22 protein-coding genes are annotated in these 21,978 nt (G+C 39.3%); all 22 read left to right on the top strand.

What is annotated here, in order from left to right; all coding sequences use genetic code 11:
* Positions 1-23: 23 nt before the first annotated feature.
* The 22 genes from FCR2A7T_RS05545 to FCR2A7T_RS05440 all read left to right on the top strand — a co-directional run bounded on the left by FCR2A7T_RS05545 (position 24) and on the right by FCR2A7T_RS05440 (position 21,971).
* The gene (locus FCR2A7T_RS05545; RefSeq protein ID WP_023570304.1) at positions 24-1,004 is read left to right on the top strand and encodes an SDR family oxidoreductase; all 981 of its coding nucleotides are present in this window, start codon (positions 24-26) and stop codon (positions 1,002-1,004) included.
* Between the two features lie 67 nt (positions 1,005-1,071).
* A complete protein-coding gene (locus FCR2A7T_RS05540; RefSeq protein ID WP_023570303.1) occupies positions 1,072-2,463 on the top strand; it encodes a UDP-glucose 6-dehydrogenase in 1,392 nt (463 codons plus the stop codon).
* A gap of 17 nt (positions 2,464-2,480) precedes the next feature.
* A complete protein-coding gene (locus FCR2A7T_RS05535) occupies positions 2,481-3,758 on the top strand; it encodes a nucleotide sugar dehydrogenase (RefSeq protein WP_023570302.1) in 1,278 nt (425 codons plus the stop codon).
* 34 nt (positions 3,759-3,792) lie between these two features.
* On the top strand, positions 3,793-4,557 hold the full coding sequence (locus tag FCR2A7T_RS05530) for a cytidylyltransferase domain-containing protein (RefSeq protein WP_199758440.1): 765 nt from the start codon (positions 3,793-3,795) through the stop codon (positions 4,555-4,557).
* A 33-nt stretch (positions 4,558-4,590) separates the two neighbouring features.
* Complete coding sequence (locus FCR2A7T_RS05525; protein WP_023570300.1) at positions 4,591-5,649, top strand: N-acetylneuraminate synthase family protein; 1,059 nt, start codon at positions 4,591-4,593, stop codon at positions 5,647-5,649.
* Positions 5,650-5,657: 8 nt separating this feature from the next.
* Positions 5,658-6,251, top strand: a complete 594-nt coding sequence (locus FCR2A7T_RS14735; RefSeq protein ID WP_158634620.1) for a serine O-acetyltransferase — start codon at positions 5,658-5,660, stop codon at positions 6,249-6,251.
* A gap of 7 nt (positions 6,252-6,258) precedes the next feature.
* Positions 6,259-6,777 (top strand): KdsC family phosphatase, encoded by a 519-nt coding sequence (locus FCR2A7T_RS05515; RefSeq protein WP_023570298.1) that lies wholly within the window; start codon positions 6,259-6,261, stop codon positions 6,775-6,777.
* Positions 6,761-8,038, top strand: a complete 1,278-nt coding sequence (locus FCR2A7T_RS05510) for a DUF4910 domain-containing protein (RefSeq protein ID WP_035117414.1) — start codon at positions 6,761-6,763, stop codon at positions 8,036-8,038. Before FCR2A7T_RS05515 ends, FCR2A7T_RS05510 begins: the two co-directional genes overlap by 17 nt.
* Positions 8,031-9,308, top strand: a complete 1,278-nt coding sequence (locus tag FCR2A7T_RS05505) for a hypothetical protein (RefSeq protein WP_035117413.1) — start codon at positions 8,031-8,033, stop codon at positions 9,306-9,308. Before FCR2A7T_RS05510 ends, FCR2A7T_RS05505 begins: the two co-directional genes overlap by 8 nt.
* Complete coding sequence (locus tag FCR2A7T_RS05500) at positions 9,305-9,811, top strand: acyltransferase (protein ID WP_023570296.1); 507 nt, start codon at positions 9,305-9,307, stop codon at positions 9,809-9,811. Before FCR2A7T_RS05505 ends, FCR2A7T_RS05500 begins: the two co-directional genes overlap by 4 nt.
* A gap of 2 nt (positions 9,812-9,813) precedes the next feature.
* Positions 9,814-11,235 carry a lipopolysaccharide biosynthesis protein gene (locus FCR2A7T_RS05495; RefSeq protein WP_023570295.1) on the top strand — a complete coding sequence of 474 codons (1,422 nt, stop codon included), beginning with the start codon at positions 9,814-9,816 and terminating at the stop codon, positions 11,233-11,235.
* Positions 11,236-11,295: 60 nt separating this feature from the next.
* Entirely contained in the window at positions 11,296-12,261 is a 966-nt protein-coding gene (locus FCR2A7T_RS05490) for a polysaccharide pyruvyl transferase family protein (RefSeq protein ID WP_035117412.1), read from the top strand.
* Complete coding sequence (locus FCR2A7T_RS05485) at positions 12,258-13,337, top strand: glycosyltransferase (protein WP_035117411.1); 1,080 nt, start codon at positions 12,258-12,260, stop codon at positions 13,335-13,337. The genes FCR2A7T_RS05490 and FCR2A7T_RS05485 overlap by 4 nt, the downstream gene beginning before the upstream one ends.
* A complete protein-coding gene (locus tag FCR2A7T_RS05480; RefSeq protein WP_035117410.1) occupies positions 13,334-14,467 on the top strand; it encodes a glycosyltransferase in 1,134 nt (377 codons plus the stop codon). Before FCR2A7T_RS05485 ends, FCR2A7T_RS05480 begins: the two co-directional genes overlap by 4 nt.
* Before the next feature lie 33 nt (positions 14,468-14,500).
* Positions 14,501-15,703, top strand: a complete 1,203-nt coding sequence (locus tag FCR2A7T_RS05475; RefSeq protein ID WP_023570291.1) for a glycosyltransferase — start codon at positions 14,501-14,503, stop codon at positions 15,701-15,703.
* Positions 15,700-16,752: a glycosyltransferase family 4 protein gene (locus tag FCR2A7T_RS05470; protein WP_035117409.1), complete on the top strand. Its 1,053-nt coding sequence runs from the start codon at positions 15,700-15,702 to the stop codon at positions 16,750-16,752. The genes FCR2A7T_RS05475 and FCR2A7T_RS05470 overlap by 4 nt, the downstream gene beginning before the upstream one ends.
* A 57-nt stretch (positions 16,753-16,809) precedes the next feature.
* Positions 16,810-17,958 carry a hypothetical protein gene (locus tag FCR2A7T_RS05465; RefSeq protein ID WP_023570289.1) on the top strand — a complete coding sequence of 383 codons (1,149 nt, stop codon included), beginning with the start codon at positions 16,810-16,812 and terminating at the stop codon, positions 17,956-17,958.
* Complete coding sequence (locus tag FCR2A7T_RS05460) at positions 17,955-19,052, top strand: hypothetical protein (RefSeq protein WP_131473112.1); 1,098 nt, start codon at positions 17,955-17,957, stop codon at positions 19,050-19,052. Before FCR2A7T_RS05465 ends, FCR2A7T_RS05460 begins: the two co-directional genes overlap by 4 nt.
* Positions 19,049-20,203: a glycosyltransferase family 4 protein gene (locus FCR2A7T_RS05455; RefSeq protein WP_023570288.1), complete on the top strand. Its 1,155-nt coding sequence runs from the start codon at positions 19,049-19,051 to the stop codon at positions 20,201-20,203. Before FCR2A7T_RS05460 ends, FCR2A7T_RS05455 begins: the two co-directional genes overlap by 4 nt.
* The gene (locus FCR2A7T_RS05450; protein WP_035117407.1) at positions 20,196-20,798 is read left to right on the top strand and encodes a sugar transferase; all 603 of its coding nucleotides are present in this window, start codon (positions 20,196-20,198) and stop codon (positions 20,796-20,798) included. The genes FCR2A7T_RS05455 and FCR2A7T_RS05450 overlap by 8 nt, the downstream gene beginning before the upstream one ends.
* 1 nt (position 20,799) lies before the next feature.
* Complete coding sequence (locus FCR2A7T_RS05445) at positions 20,800-21,405, top strand: acetyltransferase (RefSeq protein ID WP_023570286.1); 606 nt, start codon at positions 20,800-20,802, stop codon at positions 21,403-21,405.
* A 2-nt stretch (positions 21,406-21,407) separates the two neighbouring features.
* A complete protein-coding gene (locus FCR2A7T_RS05440) occupies positions 21,408-21,971 on the top strand; it encodes a sugar transferase (protein WP_023570285.1) in 564 nt (187 codons plus the stop codon).
* Positions 21,972-21,978 lie beyond the last annotated feature (7 nt).

The raw sequence follows: 21,978 nt of genomic DNA, 5'->3' as shown, positions 1-21,978 counted from the left end.
TCTTTGTACCCAAATTATAAAAAATGTCTAAGACCAATCCTACTGTTCTTATTACCGGTGGCGCCGGATTTATAGGCTCTAATTTATGCGAATATTTTCTGGATAGGAACTATAAAGTGGTGTGTCTGGATAATTTTTCCACTGGATTTCGTCATAACGTAGAGCATTTGCTTCCTAATCCTGATTTCCAACTTATTGAGGGAGATATAAGAGACTATGCTACCTGTCAAAAGGCCTTGGATGGTGTTGAATATGTTTTGCATCAGGCTGCTTTAGGGTCTGTTCCCCGTTCTATTCAAGACCCAATTACCTCCAATGACGTAAATGTTACCGGATTTCTTAACATGCTCCACGCCTCAAAAGAAGCGGGGGTCAAACGTTTCGTATATGCCGCAAGCTCATCTACTTATGGGGATTCTGAAAGTCTGCCGAAAGTAGAAGACAAAATCGGGAAGCCACTTTCACCTTATGCTATTACCAAATTAGTAAATGAATTGTATGCAGATGTATTCAGTAAAACGTATGGGATGGAAACCATCGGATTGCGTTATTTTAATGTTTTCGGACGCAAACAAAATCCTAACGGAGCCTACGCAGCTGTTATCCCGAAATTTGTGATGCAACTGATGCAGCATGAAAGTCCTGTCGTTAATGGAGATGGTAATTATTCCCGTGATTTTACTTATATTGATAATGTGCTTCAGATGAACGAGTTGGCTTTGACTACTCAAAATCCCGAAGCCGTTAATACGGTTTACAATACCGCTTTTGGTGACAGAACAACGTTAAATGATCTGATTCATTATCTTAAAGAATATTTGTCGGAATACGACCCAAAAATTGCATCGGTTGCAGTTGTACACGGTCCGAATCGAATGGGAGACATTCCGCATTCGTTGGCCAGTATTGATAAGGCAAAAGAACTTTTAGGATACCATCCGGAATTTTCAATCGGTCAGGGATTGAAAGAAGCGGTGAAATGGTATTGGGAACATTTGCGGTAAGCGTAAATAAAGAATAAATTGCAGTGGTTTTTGAAAAAGAAAGTATAACCATTTGGTAAAATATAAAATGGCAGTTAAAAGTATTTGTTGTATTGGAGCAGGTTATGTTGGAGGACCAACAATGGCCGTTATTGCTCAAAAGTGTCCGCATATAAAAGTCACGGTTGTCGATTTGAATGAAAAAAGAATCGCAGCCTGGAATGATGTAAATACCGATAATATACCGGTATACGAACCCGGTTTAAGCGAAATTGTTGCGGAGGCAAGAGGAAGAAACTTATTTTTTTCGACAGAAGTTGACAAGGCTATTGCCGAAGCAGATATGATTTTTATTTCGGTAAATACCCCAACCAAAACGTATGGAGTAGGGAAAGGAATGGCAGCCGATTTGAAATATATCGAATTGTGTGCCCGACAGATTGCCCGCGTTGCCAAAACCGATAAAATTGTTGTTGAGAAATCAACGTTACCGGTTAGAACAGCAAGTGCCATTAAAGATATTTTAGACCATACCGGAAACGGAGTTCAGTTTCAGATTCTTTCCAATCCGGAATTTTTGGCTGAAGGAACTGCTGTTGCTGATTTATTGGCACCGGATCGAGTACTGATCGGTGGCGATACCACTGCTGAAGGACAACAGGCGATTCAGGCTTTGGTAGATATTTATGCAAATTGGGTTCCTAAAGACCGTATTTTGACAACAAATGTATGGTCTTCAGAATTGTCAAAACTTACCGCAAATGCGTTTTTGGCACAACGTGTTTCTTCTATCAATGCGATGAGTGAATTGTGTGAGAAAACCGGAGCTGATGTCAATGAAGTGGCCAGAGCTATTGGTATGGACAGCCGAATCGGATCTAAATTTTTGAAATCATCCGTTGGTTTCGGAGGCTCTTGTTTCCAAAAAGATATTCTGAATTTGGTGTACATCGCAAAATCCTACGGTTTAAATGAGGTAGCAGATTATTGGGAACAGGTAATCATCATGAACGATCATCAGAAACGCCGTTTTGCCAAAAACATCATCAGTACGTTGTACAACACGGTTTCGGGTAAAAAAATTGCTTTCTTGGGTTGGGCTTTTAAAAAGGATACCAATGATACCCGAGAATCGGCTGCTATTTATGTAGCAGATGATTTATTAAGCGAGCAAGCAAATATTTCTGTTTACGACCCAAAAGTTGAGGAAGATCAGATTTTATTCGATTTGAATTATCTTGAAACACGAGCTGATGCTGAAAATAAAAAGGGGATTACTGTAGAGAAGGACCCTTACAAGGCTTGTGATGGCGCACATGCCATTGCCATTCTGACCGAATGGGACGAGTTTAAAGACTACGACTGGCAAAAAATTTACGATAATATGTTAAAACCTGCTTTTGTTTTCGACGGCAGAAATTTATTAGATAAAGCAACACTTGAAAAAATCGGATTTGTTTACCAATCAATCGGTTCATAAACAAGTAAATTAGAGTTATGAGTATAAAAATTGCCGTTATAGGTTTAGGATATGTTGGGTTGCCTTTAGCCCGTTTGTTTGCAACAAAATTTCCTGTCATAGGATTTGATATCAATAAAAACAGGATAGCAGAATTAAACAGTGGTAAAGATGTAACGCTGGAGGTTTCGGATGAGGTATTGCAATCCGTTTTGGTTACTGCACCAGGCAATTCGCCGGGACTTTACTGTTCGGATGCTCTTGAGGATATTGCAACATGTAATTATTATATCGTAACTGTTCCGACTCCGGTAGACAAACACAATCGTCCGGATTTAACGCCATTGTACAAATCGAGTGAAACCGTAGGGAAGGTATTGAAAAAAGGCGATATCGTTATCTATGAATCTACCGTTTATCCGGGAGTAACTGAGGAAGAATGTATTCCGGTACTGGAGAAAATATCGGGATTGAAATTTAATGTCGATTTTTTTGCAGGATATTCCCCCGAACGTATTAATCCGGGAGATAAAGAACATACGGTTGAAAAAATATTGAAAGTTACTTCAGGATCTACTCCGGAAATCGGACAAAAAGTAGATGCCTTATATAAAAGTGTAATTACGGCCGGTACCCATCTGGCACCAACCATTAAAGTAGCCGAAGCAGCCAAAGTAATTGAAAATTCACAGCGCGACATCAATATCGCTTTTGTGAATGAGTTGGCCAAGATTTTCAACATTTTGGATATCGATACGCATGCTGTTTTGGAAGCCGCAGGAACGAAATGGAATTTTCTTCCGTTCAAACCAGGATTGGTTGGCGGACACTGTATCGGAGTGGATCCGTATTATTTGGCTCAAAAAGCACAAGAGCATGGCTATCATCCCGAAATTATTCTAGCAGGCCGTCGTTTAAACGACAGTATGGGCGAATATGTAGCGGCGCAGGCGGTAAAATTAATGATCAAGAAAAGTATCAAAGTCAACGGTTCAAAAATTCTGATGTTGGGCTTTACCTTTAAGGAAAATTGTCCGGATGTCCGCAATACCAAAATTATCGATGTGGTAAATGCTCTTAAGGATTACGAAACCAATGTAACAGTTTACGATCCGTGGGCGAATCCTGCTGAGGTAATGCACGAATACGGATTGGTTACCACTACAGAAATTCCGAAGGAACAGTTTGACGCCATTGTTTTGGGAGTCGCGCACAAAGAATTTCTGAACATGGATTTCGGAATTTTGCGAAAAGAGAACAGCTTGGTGTTTGATGTAAAAGGAATTTTAGGCGATAAAGCCGATGCAAAACTATAATTGCAGCTAATTTTAGTTATTAGTAAGGAAACCTATGGATAAATCGTTTTGTTTTATGCTTCAGGCAAGAGTAGGTTCAACCCGATTACCTCAAAAAATGATACTCCCTTTTTTTGAAGGCAAGACCATTTTGGAACTAATCATCAGTAAGTTGCAGCAAAATTTCCCTGAGGTTCCGATTGTTTTGGCAACGTCAGCGCTTCCGGAAAACGATATTTTAGCCGATAGTGCCAAACAACAGCATTGCATGGTTTTTAGAGGAAGTGAAAATGATGTGTTGCAACGTTTTATCGATGCAGCCGAAACATTTCATTTTGATCGGATGATTCGTGTATGTGCCGATAACCCTTTTCTTGATGTGGCTGAATTGCAAAACCTTATCCGCATAGCCGAAAATAACACAACATTCGATTATATAAGTTTTACGGTAAACGGGAGTCCGAGCATCAAAACACATTTTGGTTTTTGGACAGAATACGTAACTTTACAGGCACTGAAAAAGGTAAATTCGGCTACTGAAGAACCCTTTTATCATGAGCATGTAACAAATTATATTTATGGGAACAGCGACGTGTTTCAAATAAAGTTCTTAACGGCCAACCCCGTTTTGGAGGGAAGAAACGATATTCGGATGACTTTGGATACCGCTGAAGATTTTAACACTTTATCAGCGATATATTCGAAATTGAGCGCGCGTCATGAAACCGCTTTCGGAATCAATGAAATAGTCTCTTTTCTGGATGAAAATGAGCAATACAAAACAATAATGAAGAATCAAATTGCCGAAAATTCCAAATAAAGGATTTACGGCAGTAGGATAAAAACAGAAACCATGAAAGATTTTATAAAAGAAGGCGTATACATCATTGGAGAAATTGGTCAAAACCATAATGGTTCTGTTGACATCGCCAAACTTATTGTAGAATTGGTTTCAAGACCAGTATTCGAAAGCGATTTCGGATTGAATTTAAAACCAATGAATGCGGTCAAACTGACCAAAAGGGATCTGAAAGAGGAATTGACCGATTCCCAAATGAACCGTCCTTATGATTCTCCGCATTCTTTCGGAAAAACCTATGGCGAACACCGTGAATTCCTAGAGCTGAACGATGAAGAGCATTTTGAAGTATATAAATATGCCAAAAGCAGAGGATTGGATTTTGTGGAAACCTTATGTTCCCCAGGCTGTCTTTCCTTGTTAAAATTGTTTCAGCCGGATTGTTTAAAAGTAGCCAGCCGTGATTTAACCAATTTGCCTTTATTGGCAGCCATGGCCGAAACCAAAATTCCGATAATACTTTCCACCGGTATGGCCGGAAAAAAAGAACTGGACGAGGCGATTACCACGATTACAAACTACCATTCCGAATTGTCAATTTTGCATTGTGTTTCGCAATATCCGACACATCCGGACAATCTGAATTTAAAAACCATCACTTATCTGCAAAAGCATTACGGTGAGTATATTATAGGATTTTCAGACCACACGATTGGGATTTCAGCTCCGGTTGTTGCCGTGGGTATGGGAGCAAAAATTATAGAAAAGCACATCACCATCGACCGAAACATGAAAGGAACCGATCAGGCAGGTTCGTTAGGACCTGACGGGGTTTTCCGTATGGTAAGGGATATTCGCGTAGCCGAAAAATGGATGGGCGTGGAAGATATTCACATCGAAGATGGCGTTCAGTCGGCTAAAATGAAACTGGAACGTTCCATTGCAACCAAAAGAGATTTGAAAGCCGGTGATATTATTAAAGAAGAAGATTTACATTTGTTAAGTCCCGGAGATGGTTACAAATGGAGTGAGCGTTATGAAATCATTGGGAAAACTTTGAAAGCCGACGTGCCTAAAAATGAATTGATTTATTCTGAAGCAATTCAAATGTAATTATGGAAATGAAAAGTGCAACATTAGGGGATGAATTGAAAGTGCTGTTTCAGAAGTATTATCTTCTAGAGGTTCCTGAAATTCAATTTAATGATGTTGAAATTTACAATGAAGCTCTTAATGTTTTTCATTTTGATTTTAAACGATATTTTCCGGATGCAGGCCTTTCCAAAGAAAAAGTTTATTCACGAATTGAACTTGTTGGAATCTTGTTGTATCGGATTTCGAGAGCGTATTATTTAAAAGGAGAAGAAAATACCGCTTCTCATTTTTGTAATTTATTGAGGATAATTTGCGGATTCGAAATCTATTATTCCGCTGAAATTGGTAAAGGGATCAAAATAAATCACGGCTTGGGAACTGTAATAGGTGCCCGATGTAAGATAGGTGAAAATGCACTGATTCATCAGAATGTTACTTTCGGCGACAGAAACGGAGGAAGACCTGTTTTGATGAATAATGTAACTGTTTATGCAGGTGCAAAGGTTTTGGGAGGAATAACTTGTGGGAATAATGCCGTAATAGCAGCCAATTGTGTCTGCATAATCGATGTTCCGGATAATGGTTTAATTGCCGGAGTTCCGGGGAAATTAAAAAAATAAGTATAGTATGCTTCCAAAATTAATAATCACGGATATTGACGGGGTCTGGACCGATGGCAGTATGTATTACGACCAAACCGGAAATGAGCTGAAACGCTTCAATACCTACGACAGTGCCGGGGTGCTTTTTGCGCATTTGCTGGACATTCCCGTGGTAATCATAACAGGTGAAGACACCGAAATTGTAGCAAGACGCGCCAAAAAAATTAAAGTGGATTATTTATTTCAGGGCGTGAAAAACAAAGTTAAGGTTATTGAAACCTTATTGGATACTTTGCAGATTACATTCGAAGACTGCGCTTTTATAGGGGATGATATCAATGATATTGCTTTACTGCAAAAAGTTGGTTTTAGCGGCTGTCCTTCCAATGCGCCGGAATATGTTAAGAATAAGGTTCATTACACAACCACTATAAAAGGCGGTGACGGTGCCTTTAGAGAATTTGTGGAGCATATTTTAAAGCAAAACAATGTTCTTGAAACCGTTTTAGAAAAAGCAATTCAAAATCATGAAAAATCAAATTGAGCAGTATTTCGACCGACTTTTTCCGCTAAACAGAAGTTTAACGGGTAATGGTGTTCGGGAAACGTTTTCGATACTCAAAGAATTGGTTGATTTTGAAATCACCGAAGTGCCTACTGGAACAAATGCTTTTGACTGGACGGTACCGAAAGAATGGAATGTCAACGAGGCTTATATTCTAACGCCGGACGGACGACGAATTGCCGATTTTAAAGTGAATAACCTGCATCTTATGGGGTATTCGGTTCCTTTTTCGGGAACCATGACTTTTGATGCACTGAAAGAACATATCACGACGCGCCCCGACATGCCGGAAGCGATTCCGTATGTAACGTCTTATTATGTGGAACGATGGGGATTCTGCTTGAGTCACAACGAATTTTTAACGCTGCCACAGGAAGGCGAATACTACGTTAAAATCGATACAACGCTTGAAGACGGTTTCATGACCGTTGGCGAAGCGGTACTTCCCGGGGAATCCGATGAAGAAGTTTTGTTTACGTCTTATTGTTGCCATCCCAGCATGGCCAATAACGAACTTTCCGGAATGTTAGCTCTGGCTTTTTTATATCAGCTACTGAAAAAAGAAAGCAAAAGAAAATACACGTACCGATTTTATCTCGCTCCCGAAACCATAGGCGCTATTTATTATTTGTCGCAAAACGGAATGCGTTTCAAAGAAAAACTCAAAGGCGGAGTGGTGATTACCTGCTGTGGTGACAAGGGAGATTATACATTGAAAAAATCAAGAAGCGACTCCTATTTCAATTCGGTTTTTAAAAATATATTGAGTGCCAAACCGTATAAAGAATTGGATTTTTTTCCGATGGGAAGCGACGAGCGTCAATACTGTTCTCCCGGATTTGATTTGCCGATGGTGTGTTTTACCCGAACCATGTACGGAGAATACAAAGAATACCACACCTCGGCAGACGATAAATCCGTAATCGATTTTACTGCTCTGGAAGACTATGTTTTCTTGTTGAAAGAATTGGTGGACAGCATTGAATTGGACGATTATTACGAAAACCAAAGTCCGTATGGCGAACCACAGTTAGGCAAACGAGGTTTGTATCCGACGCTGATGAAAATTGAAGACCGTGGCGAAAGTCTGAAACGCCTGCTTTATCTGCTGAATTATTCGGATGGAAAACATTCCGTGCTGGATATTGCGAATAAGATGAATACAACGGTTATGTCCTTCCAAAATGAAATTCAAAGTTTGATAGCGAAAGACTTGCTGAAAAAAAAGGACCATGTATAAGAATGCCAAAATAGTTTTTTACTTCAATCAATATTTTGGAATTCGCCTAGGTGAAAAAGTATATGCCTTTAATCCAAAGATTGAAAAATTTTCCCTGCTGAGAGCTTTTGGTTCTTTAGTACTTCATTTTTGGAAGAATTTTAAAAAGCCTTCCAAAGACGCCATAAAAAAGAACTACAGGCATTTGGTGTACATTGAAACATTGAATCAGAAAAATGCGATTATAGATGTTTTTACTAAAATGGAAGAAAAGGACCGGAAGAATGTTTTATTTGTGCTCAATAATAACGTAAGTCTGGAAGGTTTTGATACCATCGTATTCAATAATCGAAAACTCTTTTTATCCGCGCTTCTGTTTTTTCCTAAAGCGGTATGCCTTTCCGGGAAATACGCCCGTAAAAACAAAGGCATTATAAACACAGCACACATTTATGTGAATTTAGCGGTGTTTATGGCTTCGGTAAAACTTTTTGAAAGCTATATACAATCTTCTCAATGTGAAAAAATCGTTTTAACGAACGATCATAATATAAAACCGTTGGGGCTTTTGTTGGCTGCCAAAAATAAGCGGGTTCCCAGTTATTACATTCAGCACGCTTCCGTTTCCGAAGTTTTTCCGAAATTATTACCGGATGTCGCCTTGTTGGAAGGACAACAGGCAGTGGATACGTACCGAAAAATAGGAAGTCTGGCCAAAGTACAGCAACTCGTGGGGATTGCGCGGATGGATGGTTTGCTGGCCTATAAAAAACGATGCGATACGGAGCAAATTTCCGTGGGCATTTGTTTGAAACCATATTATTCGGAAGCCTTACTGAACGAACTCATTGCGGTGGTTAAAAAATCGAAAGCGGTTAGCCGAGTGGTGTTGCGACCTCACCCTGGGAATTCTGAGAAGTTTTATAAATTTCTGGAATCGTTCGATGTGGAAATTTCCAATGCGCGACAGGAACGACCGCATGAATTTATAAAGAACATCGATGTAATGATATCCGGCGAATCCTCTATCATATTGGAAGCAGCCCTGATGAAAGTAAAAACAATTTATATTGATGACGGTGTGGCGCAATTTGATCTGTATGGATTTGTAAAACATGGCATTACAACTCCGGTTGCGGCCATTCGGGATATTGAAAGGGAAATAAATTCATTATCGTACGAAGCCGTGGAACAACATTATCAAAAGTGTCAATATTACTGCAGTACCGTAAATACTGTAAATGAAAATAAATCTAAAGAACTGATTTTAAATTACCTGCTGGAAGCATGATAGGAGTACTTATAAATAAGATCAAACGTTGGAGAAAATCGCTTTACAAAAAGCAAATTCTCAAAACGGCAGAATATATCAAAGGCGAAATTACGGTTAACGGACTGTCTTACGTAAACCGAAAAACCCGTTTGGGACACAACGTTCATTTTAACGGTTTGCGAATTCTGGGCAACGGAAAAGTCGAAATCGGAGATAATTTTCACTCCGGAATGGATTGTGTTATTATTACGGATACCCATAATTATAAAGGGGATACAATTCCTTATGACAGCACGTATATCGTGAAAGAAGTTATTATTGAAGACAATGTCTGGCTGGGCCACGGTGTCCTGATTTTGGGCGGCGTTACCATTGGCGAAGGCGCAATCATTCAGGCGGGTGCGGTAATTGTGAAAGATATTCCGAAATTAGGAATAGCCGGCGGAAATCCGGCAACGGTTTTTAAATACCGCGACGAAGAACATTATTACAGACTGAAAAACGAAGGTAAATTCCATTAGTAATGTTAAAAAAACTTTTTTCACATACTTTTATTTACGGGTTTGCCAATCAGATTCCTAAAATTGCCGGAATTTTTTCGTTGCCCTTCATCACCAAATACCTGACGGAACAGGATTACGGTATTTTTGGTTTGATCACCTCCTATATGGCTGCCATTGAAGTCTTTGGTTCATTAGGCTTGAGGGTTATTTTGGTCAACAGTTATTACAAACATCCCAATTGGTTTTTGAAAGTCTGGAGAGAAATTTACGGGTTTTTAATGCTATGGAACATCGTCTTTTTACTGGTTAAAGTTGCTCTTTTGTGGCTGCTCATGCCGAAAGAAGTCTCAAATATCTGGCTGGTAATCTTTCTGAATATTGGTGCCGGATTGTTTTTTGGTCCGACCGGAGCCATCGGTTCAACCCTTTTTCAGATAAAACAAATGCCGTTTTCCATCGCCATGCGAACCGCTGTTTTCGGAACGCTGACGGTTTTGCTGAATATTTTTTTCATAGCCTATCTTAAATTGGGCTATTTGGGATGGTTTTATTCGTTATTCATCGTGTCGGTGTTAAATAATGCCTCCTACTTTTATCCGATGGTATACAAATTTAAACTGACTCCGGTATTTAAATTCTCGGTGAGAAGAATAAAGTCGTATCTGAAAATTACCTTGCCGACCATCCCGCACTATTATTCGTCTTTTTTACTGAATTCGTCCGATAAAATCGTCATGGAACGCCTTTCGGTACCCATTGGTGACATCGGAAAATACAACGCGGCTTATACGGTGGGAAATTTTTTCAATTCCATCGGAATGGTAAGTGGTTTTGCCATTACGCCCCTAATGAACGAATGTTATAAAAATAAGGATGAAAAAGGCGCCCGTGAACTTGTGTTTGTGCTTCAGGCAGTATTTTTTATCGCGTCTTTTCTGGTTTGTTTGTGGCTGAAAGAAATTTTTCAGTTGTTAATTAAGAACGACACTTTAGCGGCAACATATCCGTTGGGGATCATTATAGTGATGGCTTATAATTACAGAGCAATGTATTATGGGGCAATCAACAAACTGTTATACCTGGAAAAAACGCAAATCCTCTGGAAAATCACCTTTATTGCCGGAGTATCAAATGTTTTGATGAATTTATTTTTAATCCCTGTTTGTGGTTATAAAATTGCCGCAGTTACTACCTTTGTAAGTTTGATGTTCATGGGATATTCGGGTTATTTTATCAAAGATTTCAAAGAAAACTGCACGGTTAATTATTATCCTTTTCTTTGGGTTTCCGCTACGGGTGTTTTAGCCTTGGTTTCGTATTTGATGCGGGATATTTCCACAGTCAATAAAATTGTGGCATCGGTTATATCAATTGGTATTTCCGGTTATCTTGCTTTTTTTCTGTATAAAAAAATGACAGATTTTAAATCAAGAAAGAAATAAATGCAATAGGGTGTCAAACCTTTATTGTTAGTGAATTTAATGTAATTGTAAGTTTTTAAAATGAGTCAGCTGAGCAAAAATCAAGTAACATTGTTTGATACCTCTATCGCTACCAATAACGTTGGAGATGAGATTATTATGGATGCCGTCAACCGCGAAATATATAATGTTTTTGCAGCCAATAGAATTTGCAGAGTGGCTTCACACGATAAGATCGGAATTTCCGGTTTGTCCCTGATTCGGCATTCGGATTTCGGCATCGTGGGCGGATCGAACATACTTTCCTCCAAAATGAACAAGTACAAACAATGGAAACTGGATCTTTTTGATGTCTTTTTTATTCCGAAAAACGTTCTCCTGTTAGGTGTGGGCTGGCGACAGTACCAACAGCAAACGAATTTGTACACCAAGACCATACTGCAAAGAATTTTAACGACAGAAGCACTGCATTCTGTAAGGGATAAATACACACAACAAAAGCTGGCCGATATCGGAATCCATAACGTAATCAATACCGGTTGTCCCACGATGTGGACCTTAACCAAAACGCATTGTGATACCATTCCCAAAACGAAATCCGATAAAGTCGTTTTCACATTAACGGATTATGACTGTGATGAGAAGGCCGACAAACAACTGGTGGATATTTTGCTCCGGAATTACAAAGAAGTTTATTTCTGGCCGCAAGGGCGACTGGATGCAAGCTATCTGCAACGTTTAACCGATGCGAAAATTCATATCGTAAATCCGAATTTAAAATCCTACGATTTCTTTTTGGAAAATAACGACTGCGATTATATCGGAACCCGACTTCACGGTGGAATCCGTGCCTTACAGAAAGGAAGACGCACTGTAATTATCGGAATCGATAACCGGGCCATTGAAAAACAAAAAGATTTTAACTTGCCTGTGGTGCTTCGAAGTGAAATAGATACAATCGAAAATATAATAAATTCCGATTTAACATTGGATATCGCTATCCCTTTGGAAGATATTAACCGATGGAAAAACCAATTCAGTAAATGAAAATAATCCGGCTTTCAACATTTCTCGATTTTGGCGGAATTGAATCCAAGATGGTCAATTTGTCCACCACAACGAATGCCCAGGTCGAATGGATTTTCTGTGCTATCGGAAAAGGCGGCGTGGCTTCGGAGAAAATAAAAGCAAACGGAAAACGGGTGGTGTTGTTTGAATCGGCTTACCGTATTCCATCTTTATTGACGATTTACAGATTGTATCGTTTTTTTAAAGCGGAACAACCCGACGTAGTGCATACTTCTGGTGCAGAAGCCAATTTTCACGGCGTTCTCGCGGCACGATGGGCTGGCGTAAAAAATGTTGTTGCGGAAGAAATCGGGATTCCGAAACATGGTTTTTTGGCACAAAAAATATTTGGAGTCATTTTTAAATTATCGCATTATGTGTTGGGCGAATCGAAAATGGTTTGCGATAATCTGTACAAATTGTACGCAATTCCGAAGCAAAAATTAAAAATAGTGTCCAATTTTGTTGTTTTTTCATTCGAAAAAGGAAGTGCTCAGAAGGAAACATTGCAAAAGGATTTTTTCACAATCGTTTCGGTTTCCAGATTGGAACCGGTTAAAAATATCGAAAGTGTTCTCAAGGCTGCCGCTAAATTAACATCCGAAAAAATTCCGGTACACTACACCATTGTAGGCGAAGGCAATCACCGAAAAGTTTTGGAAGCGCTGGTGGCAGCACTCCAAATCGAAAATAATGTCACTTTTGTTGGTTTTCAAAGTGATCCGGTTCCGTTTTTACAAGCATCGGATTTATATGTGCTAACCTCTTTTACGGAAGGATTTTCAAATTCGTTGGCGGAAGCTTTGTACAACGGAACGCCTTCTCTAACCACAAAAGTGGGCGCAGCAGAAGAAATCATAACCGACAATCAGAATGGTTGGTTGGTTGAAGCCGCGGATGATGAAGCGTTGTTCCGGAAAATAAAAAGCATTATTGCTTTAGATTCGGAAACCCGAAAACAAATAGGTCAGGCCGGAAGAAATACAATTGTCGAAAATTATTCCATCGATAAACATCTGGAAACATTAACCGCTATTTATCTCAAAAAAGCATGATACGCGTCCTTAATATAGTCGAATCCATTACCTACGGAGGTGTTGAGCGAAGACGACTTTCTCTGGCAAAAATGCTGAATAAAGAGGAATTCGAGCTCAAAATTATCTGTACGCATTACCGTGGGGAAATTCCGGAACGCATTAAAGACTGTGGCGTGGAAGTAATTGCCGTTGGAAAATTGAAAAACATTTTCGATTGGGAAAAACACAAAAAAGTAATTTCGGTTATCCGTGAATTTCAGCCGCATATTGTTCATGGAGCTGTTTTTGAAGGGGTTACCATGGCTACAGTTTCGAGTGTGTTTTGCCGTGTTCCGGTTCTTATTATCGAAGAAACTTCCGATCCGCAAAACCGATCTTGGCGTGGGAATTTGTTAATGCGCCTTTTTTCTTTTTTTGCCGATGCTGTTGTGGGTGTTTCCCATGCGTCAACAAATTATCTTACCGAGACACTTAAAATCAGTCCGAAAAAGGTACATTTAATCAGCAATGGGGTTGCTATTCCAAGGGAAGTTTCCGAAAAGGAATCAGAGCAACTGAAAGCTACGCTTGGTATCGCTGCCGAAAAAATTATTATCGGTTCTGTCGGAAGAATGATAAATGACAATACCAAAAGGTTTTCCGACTTGATAAAAGCTTTTGAAATGCTCATTCGCAAAGGACTGAACGTTCATTTGGTTTTAGTGGGCGACGGACCTGAAAAAGGAAAGTACAAGCGTTTGGTGCAACAACTAAATATAGAAAAATCGGTTACTTTTGAAGGATATCAGGATGATACGGCTAAATATTATGCCATTTTTGATGTTTTTTCATTGGTGTCGGCACATGAGTCGTTCGGACTCGTACTGGCCGAAGCCATGCTAAGTAAAGTACCGATTGTAGCCACAAAAGTGGGAGGCATGCAATATATCGTGGATCATGAAAAAACCGGATATCTTGTTGAAAAACAGAATGTTGTCGAAATAGCCCAAAAACTGGAAATTTTATGCAATACGGAATCGCTACGGACCGAAATGGGAAAAGCGGGATACCAAAAAGCGATGGGAAATTATACGGAAGAACAATATGTAAAAAGGGTAAAAACCTTATATTCAGAACTCTTGAAAAAGAAAAAGATTGCCAATATCTGAAAATTTCAACCGATTTGAATAAAGCCGAATAAAATGACTAATAAGCCTCAAAATATTCTTTTCATTACTTGGGACGGACCGCAAACCAGTTACATGGAAGGATTGTTCCTGCCGATTTTTAACGAAATCAATAAACATACGACCAATTTTAATTTTCATGTGCTTCAGTTTACATGGAGCGATGCCGTAAAAATACAGCAGATTCAAAAAGCAGCGAATGACCTTGGAATCCACTACACGGCAGCACCGATTTACAGAAAACCTATTGCGGTATTGGGAAGTCTGTGGTCTGTTTTTAAAGGCGTTTCAATCCTCCGAAAGTACATCCGAAAACATAAAATCGATATCGTAATGCCGCGAAGTACCATGCCGGCGGTTATGGTAAATCGGTTAAAAACTGAAAAAGTAAAAGTGCTGTTCGATGCCGATGGTTTGCCGTTGGAAGAGCGTGTTGACTTTTCAGGACTATCGAAAACCAGCAAGCAATATCTTTGGCTGAAAAGTGAAGAAACAAAATTGCTTACAACTGCCAATGGCGTGATTACCCGCTCGCAGAAAGCTATTGACATTCATCTGAAAACCATCGGCGAAAACTATCGGGATAAATTCTTCGTGGTGTTTAATGGCCGAAATGTGAATTTTTTTCAGCCCAATTATGCTGTCAAATCTAAAAAACGAGAAGCTTTAGGTTTTACGGACGAAGATGTGGTTTTTGTGTATTGCGGTTCACTTGGACCTCAATACGGTTGGGAGGAAATGATGGCTGTTTTTAGTCAGTACCATTCGGAAAATAAACAATCAAAATTTTTGATACTTACGGGAAATATCCAATTCGCCAACGAACGAATTCCGGAACCGCTTAAGAATGACATAAAAGTGCTTTCCGTTCCTTTTGCAGAAGTACCCGATTATTTAAATGTAGCCGACGTTGCTTTTGCCATCCGAAAACCCACTTTCAGTATGCAGGGCGTTGCTCCGATAAAGCTCGGTGAATATTTGTTGATGGGATTGCCTACCATTGCGTCGGCAGGAATAGGCGATACCGAAGTTGTTTTTGAACAACTTGAAGAATGTTTTTTATACCAGCATCAGGATGAAAATGCCATAGCAAAAGCGGTTGCTTTTTTGTCGCGAATGAAAACGGGGGACAAGACTAAAATCCGTTCGGTCGGGTTGCACTATTTCTCACTCGAGAACAGTGCTTTGAGTTATATAAAAGCTTTGGAAAAATTATGAAAGTACTTTACTTGACAAAATACAGTCGGAAAGGAGCCAGCAGCCGTTTGCGTAGTTATCAGTATTTTCCGTTTCTCGAAGCCGAAGGAATTTCGGTAACTGTTAAGCCGTTGTTTGATGATGCTTATCTTGAAAAATTGTATTCCGGTAAAAAGCCGGTTGTGGAAATCCTGAAAGCCTATATCAAACGTTTTTTTGTGCTTTTTACAGTTTTCGGTTACGATAAAATCGTAATTGAAAAAGAGATTTTTCCGTATTTGCCTTCGTGGACAGAAAGAATTTTGGCGTTTTTAGGTGTAAAATACATTGTGGATTACGACGATGCCATTTTTCATAATTATGATTTAAATCCGAACAAATGGATCCGTTTTTTCTTGAAAGATAAAATCGATTTGGTCATGCGTTCGGCTAAGACAGTTATCGCCGGAAATGAGTATCTGGCGGAACGGGCCCAAAAAGCGGGAGCAAAAGAAGTGGTTGTGATTCCTACGGTTATTGATATTGAAAGATACCATCCCAAGCAAATATTTCGTCAGGATAAAACGGTAATCGGTTGGATTGGTTCGCCTTCGACCTTTAAATATGTGAAAACGATTTTTCCGGTTTTTGAAAAGCTTGCAAAACAATATCCCATCGAAGTTCAGATTGTTGGCGCTAAAGAAGCGGGTTCGGTTTCTTTTCCGATACAATTTATAGACTGGACAGAAGATTCCGAAGTCAGCGCTATTTCTGCCTTTGATATCGGCATTATGCCTTTGGAAGATTCTCCGTGGGAGAAAGGAAAATGTTCCTATAAACTTATTCAGTACATGGCGTGCGGGATTTCGGTTGTGGCTTCTCCGGTAGGAATGAATAGTGAAGTGGTTTCGGAAGGAGATAACGGTTTTCTTGCCAAAGACGCTGCGGATTGGTTCAATGCTTTGGAGGAATTGAGCAATGAGAAAGACAAATGTCGTACTTTTGGTTCGTCAGGAAGACAATTGATTGAACGCAGGTTTACGGTTCAGTCCCAACTGGAAAAATTAATGGCTTTGTTGCGGGAGCGATAAAAGAATTATAAGTTAGTAATTCGATAAGGCACATCACAGAATTTAAAGAGTATACATTTGGACATATTTTTTCTGCTTATCATCATAATTTTAGGACTTGGGTTTGTTTCATCATTCAAGAACGAACTCGGAGTTTTAGAATTACAACAACTGCGAAAACTGTGGTTTTATCACTTAATCTTTGGTGTGTACTACTGTTTTTTCGTTCAGGGTGATGCTGTCGGGTATTGGAGGGTTGCGCAGGAAATGTCAATCGAAGATTTTGATAAGTTTTTAGCCGGAGAAAAGGGAACCTATTTTCTGTTTGCACTAAATTATTATCCCGCCAAAGTGCTCGGATTGTCCTATTTTTCCGGAACAATGCTTTATACGTTTTTAGGTTTTATTGGGCTTTCCTTTTTTTATGTGGTAACTTATAAAACGATTCCCTATAATTCCAAGTTCAAGGAATATTATCTTTTCCCATTGGTTTTTTTTATGCCCAATTTGCATTTTTGGAGCTGTGGTGTCGGGAAAGATACACTTCTTTTTTTCTGTATCGGAATGTTTGCCTACGGAATTCTGAACATTGCAAAACGACTGCCCTTTTTGTTTATTGCCTTAGGATTGTCTTATTTTATTCGTCCTCACATAACACTTTTTCTTTTGGTTTCTTTCGGATTGGCCTACGTGATGAGCTCCAAAGTGTCTAAAGGCCAACGAATTATTTTTTCGATTGTTCTTATCGGAATCGGGATTGCCATATTGCCTTCAGTAATGGAATTTGCGAAAATCGAAGAAACAACCATCGACAGTTTTGAAGCGTTCTCCGATAAAAAAGCCGATTTGTTAAGCCGTTCCACTACCGGTTCCAGAATTGATATTTCATCCTATCCCTTCCCGTTAAAGGTGTTTACTTTTTTATACCGCCCTTTGTTTTTTGATATTAACGGAATTCCCGCTGCCATTGCTTCTTTCGAAAATTTATTGCTCTTAATCATTTCGTTCCGGATTTTTAAAAACAAACCATTGCAAACGTTTAAAGCAGCGCCTTTTCTGGTTAAAGGATTGGTGATTTTCTTGATTGTAGGAACGTTGGCATTTTCGCAATCGTTAGGGAATTTAGGAATTATGATTCGTATGCGTAACATGTTCCTGCCGGGATTCCTTATCTTTATACTTTGGTCGTATTCCTACCAGAAAGAACTTTTACGAAAAAGGAAATGATGCCATCGGAAATTAAAAACAGCAATTCAAAACTGATTGCCATTTTAGCGGGCTATCATTTGCTGTTTACTTTTTTCACTTACAATTTTTATATCAAAAATGGAGGGGATGCTGCTTTTTACTGGCTGCAACTCAAAACTTCGGCTGCTAAAGAATGGTTTGATTTTTTCACCTACGGTTCTGATTTTATGTTGTTTCTCAATTATCCTTTTGTTAGAATTTTTCATTGGAATATCGTTTTTGGTTTTTTGCTTTACAGCAGCATCGGATTTTTCGGAATACTTCAGTTTTATCGTTTGCTGCGGTTTCATATTGGCGATCGGCTTCGTTTTTTTGGATGGGATTTTTTGCCCCTAATTTTGTTTCTGCCCAATCTGCACTTCTGGACGGCAATGTTGGGAAAAGAAGCATTGTGTTTTCTTTTTATTGCAACGATTCTGTTAGCAGTGTCTAAAGCGAAATATTTCAGCATATCAACAATCATTTCAGCGCTTTTTCTGAGTGTCATCCGTCCGCATATCGCTTTAATGTTGCTGTTTAGTTTTTTTCTGTGTTTTCTGTTGTTTGGAAAGTGGCGGTGGAAAACAAAGCTAATTGCTTCGGCAATTGCAATTGCGGTATTTTCAGGATTGTTTTATATGTTTTTACAATTGTCGAAAATAAAACGATTCGATTTCAATCGATTGCAACGCTTTAATGAGTTTTCATTGCTTTCTTTCAAAAACTCGGACACCTATGTACCCATTATCGAATATTCGTATCCTTATAAATTGTTTACTTTTTATTTCCGACCATTGTTGAATGAAATACCCTCATTTTACGGATTGGCTTTAGGCTTGGAGAACGGTCTGATTTTAACCTTGCATCTTGTGGCATTGGTACTTTTTCTTCGACATTACAGAGAAGTCGTTTTTCCGCTGGTTTTCAAAGGAATACTTCTTTTTGCCGTAATTTCGGGGCTGCTTATAGTACAACGTTACTCGGGGTTTGGTATTTTTGCACGAACCAAAATAATGATACAACCCTTTTTTATGGTTGTACTGTTGTGGATCATCGCCCAAATTACCCATAAAACTACAGTTCAAAGCAAATGAAAAAGCTCATTCGTATTACAACCATTCCGCTTTCTCTTGAAAAATTACTCGAGAATCAGCTGCGTTTTATGAATGATTATTATGAAGTAACTGCCGTATCATCTGAAAAAGAACGTCTGAAAGCTTTTGGTGAAAACCAAGGGGTGAAAACCCATGAAATTGCAATGACACGTCAAATCACACCGTTACAGGATTTAAAATCGCTTTGGCAACTTTTCTGGTTTCTGAAAAGCGAAAAACCGTTCATTGTTCATTCGCACACGCCAAAAGCAGGAACTATTGGTATGATGGCTGCAAAATTAGCCGGAGTACCCAACCGATTGCATACCGTTGCCGGTTTACCGCTTTTGGAAACAACTGGAAGTAAGCGAAAGTTGCTGAGTTTTGTGGAGAAAATCACATACGCTTGTGCCACGAAAGTCTATCCCAATTCGAACGGATTGAAGGATATCATCATTAAAGAAAAATTCTGTAATTCGAACAAGTTAAAAGTTATCGGTAACGGAAGTTCAAACGGAATCAATACCGATTTTTTCAGCCCGCAATCCGTTTCGGAAGGACAAATAAGAACTCTGAAAACACAATTGGCAATTTCGGAAGATACCTTTGTGTTTGTTTTCGTTGGCAGAATTGTGGCTGATAAAGGAATCAACGAGTTAATAGCAGCCTTTACCAAATTATTGGCGGAACATAAAAAATGCAAGTTGTTGCTTGTTGGTCCGCTTGAGAAAGAATTGGATCCCTTGTTGCCCGAAACGGAAGCGACAATTTTAACTTCAGAAAATATCCTTTCTGTCGGTTATCAAAATGATGTCCGGCCTTATTTTGCGATAAGCGATTGTTTGGTTTTTCCGAGTTATCGCGAAGGGTTTCCGAACGTAGTGATGCAGGCAGGCGCTATGGAATTACCGGCGATAGTAAGCAATATCAACGGATGCAATGAAATTATTGTTTCGGGTGAAAATGGTATTCTTATTGAACCGAAATCAGCTGAAGCGGTTTATCAGGCAATGAAAAGCATTCTTGAGGATAATGAGTTAACGGACCGTTTGAAAAATAATGCCCGGCACAGAATCGTTTCCCGCTACCAGCAACAAGTTGTTTGGGAGGCTATTTTAAAAGAATATAAAAGTTTGGAAGGGAATGTATAGTAATTTTTTGAAACGTTTTTTCGACAGTATACTGTCTTTTTTTGGATTACTGTTGTTGAGTCCGGTTTTTTTGCTGGTTACTTTGGGATTGTTTTTTGCCAATAACGGAAAGCCTTTTTTCATTCAGGAGCGTCCCGGGAAAGATGGGGTGATTTTTAAGATTATCAAATTCAAAACCATGAATGACAGAAAAGACGCGGAGGGAAATTTACTTTCTGATGCCGAACGACTGACAGTCGTCGGAAAATTGGTACGCAAAACCTCTTTGGATGAGGTGCCCCAGCTGATTAATGTTTTGAAAGGCGATATGAGTCTGATTGGTCCGCGACCGTTATTGGTGCAGTATCTTCCACTGTATAATGAAGAGCAAAAAAAACGGCATGATGTCCGACCGGGAATCACGGGTTGGGCACAGGTAAACGGCAGAAATGCCATCAGTTGGCAACAGAAATTCGACTACGATGTTTGGTACGTAGCGAATATTTCATTAAAATTGGATGTTCTTATTCTTTTTAAAACCATTCAAAAGGTTTTCAAAGGAGAAGGAATATCCGGCGATGCAGTTGCCACGGCAGAACCATTTAAAGGGAATTAAAATGTATTTATACGGAGCAAGCGGTCACAGTAAAGTGATTATCGATATTTTAAAGCAACAGCATGTTGTGGTAGAAGCGGTTTTGGATGACACTCCTAAAAGCGATTTCATATGTGGCATTCCCGTGGTTAAGACTTCCGATATCATTTTGGATGCCGAAGCTGTTCTTGTGGTGTCGATAGGAAACAATACGTTTCGCAAAAGAATTGCCGAATCGCTTAACGTTCGGTTTTATACTGCCATTCATTCTTCGGCAGTAGTTTCACCTTCGACAATACTCGGAATGGGTACGGTTGTTATGCCCAACGCAGTCATTAACGCTTTTTCAACGCTTGGGAATCATTGTATTGTCAATTCGGGGGCTATTGTCGAACACGATTGTGTATTGGAAAATTATGTGCACATTTCTCCTAATGCTGCTTTGGCGGGTGGCGTATCCGTTGGTGAAGGGACACAGATTGGCATAGGAGCAAGTGTTATTCAGGGAATTAAAATCGGAAAATGGGTTACCGTTGGCGCCGGTGCCGTAATTATTGAAGATCTGCCCGATTATGCAATTGTTGTTGGAAACCCGGGCAGGATAATAAAATTCAACGAACCTTCGTAAGTATGCTGAAACGCCTTTTTGATATCGTGTTTTCTTTCACAGCTTTGATTTTTTTTAGCTGGATTATCCTTATCAGTTGGGTGTTTGCCGCATTTGATACGAAATCAAACGGGTTGTTTTTTCAGAAACGGGTAGGGCAATTTGGTAAACTGTTTATCATAGTCAAATTGCGTACCATTCGGAAAGACAAAGAAGGAGTTGCCACGATTTCGGGCGTTGGTGCTTTTTTACGAAATTCAAAATTGGATGAATTGCCACAGTTTATCAATGTTTTACTGGGCGATATGAGTGTGGTGGGGCCACGTCCTGATGTTGAAGGATACTACGATTGTCTGGAAGGAGAAGAGCGAAAAATATTGGAATTAAAACCCGGACTCACCAGTGAAGCTTCGCTGAAGTACTATAATGAAGAACAGATTTTGGCTTTACAGGAAAATGCGCTTGAATACAATGATTGCGTTTTGTTTCCGGACAAGGTAAGGTTAAATTTACAGTATTACTACAGTCAGACCTTCTTTGGGGATGTGAAAATCATTATAAAAACGCTATTTCACAAAATGTTTTAATTTTAAA

Source organism: Flavobacterium cauense R2A-7, from assembly GCF_000498475.1.
Taxonomy (GTDB): Bacteria; Bacteroidota; Bacteroidia; order Flavobacteriales; family Flavobacteriaceae; genus Flavobacterium; species Flavobacterium cauense.
The sequence above is the reverse complement of the archived record's forward strand: the minus strand, read 5'-3'. Positions and strand labels throughout refer to the sequence as shown.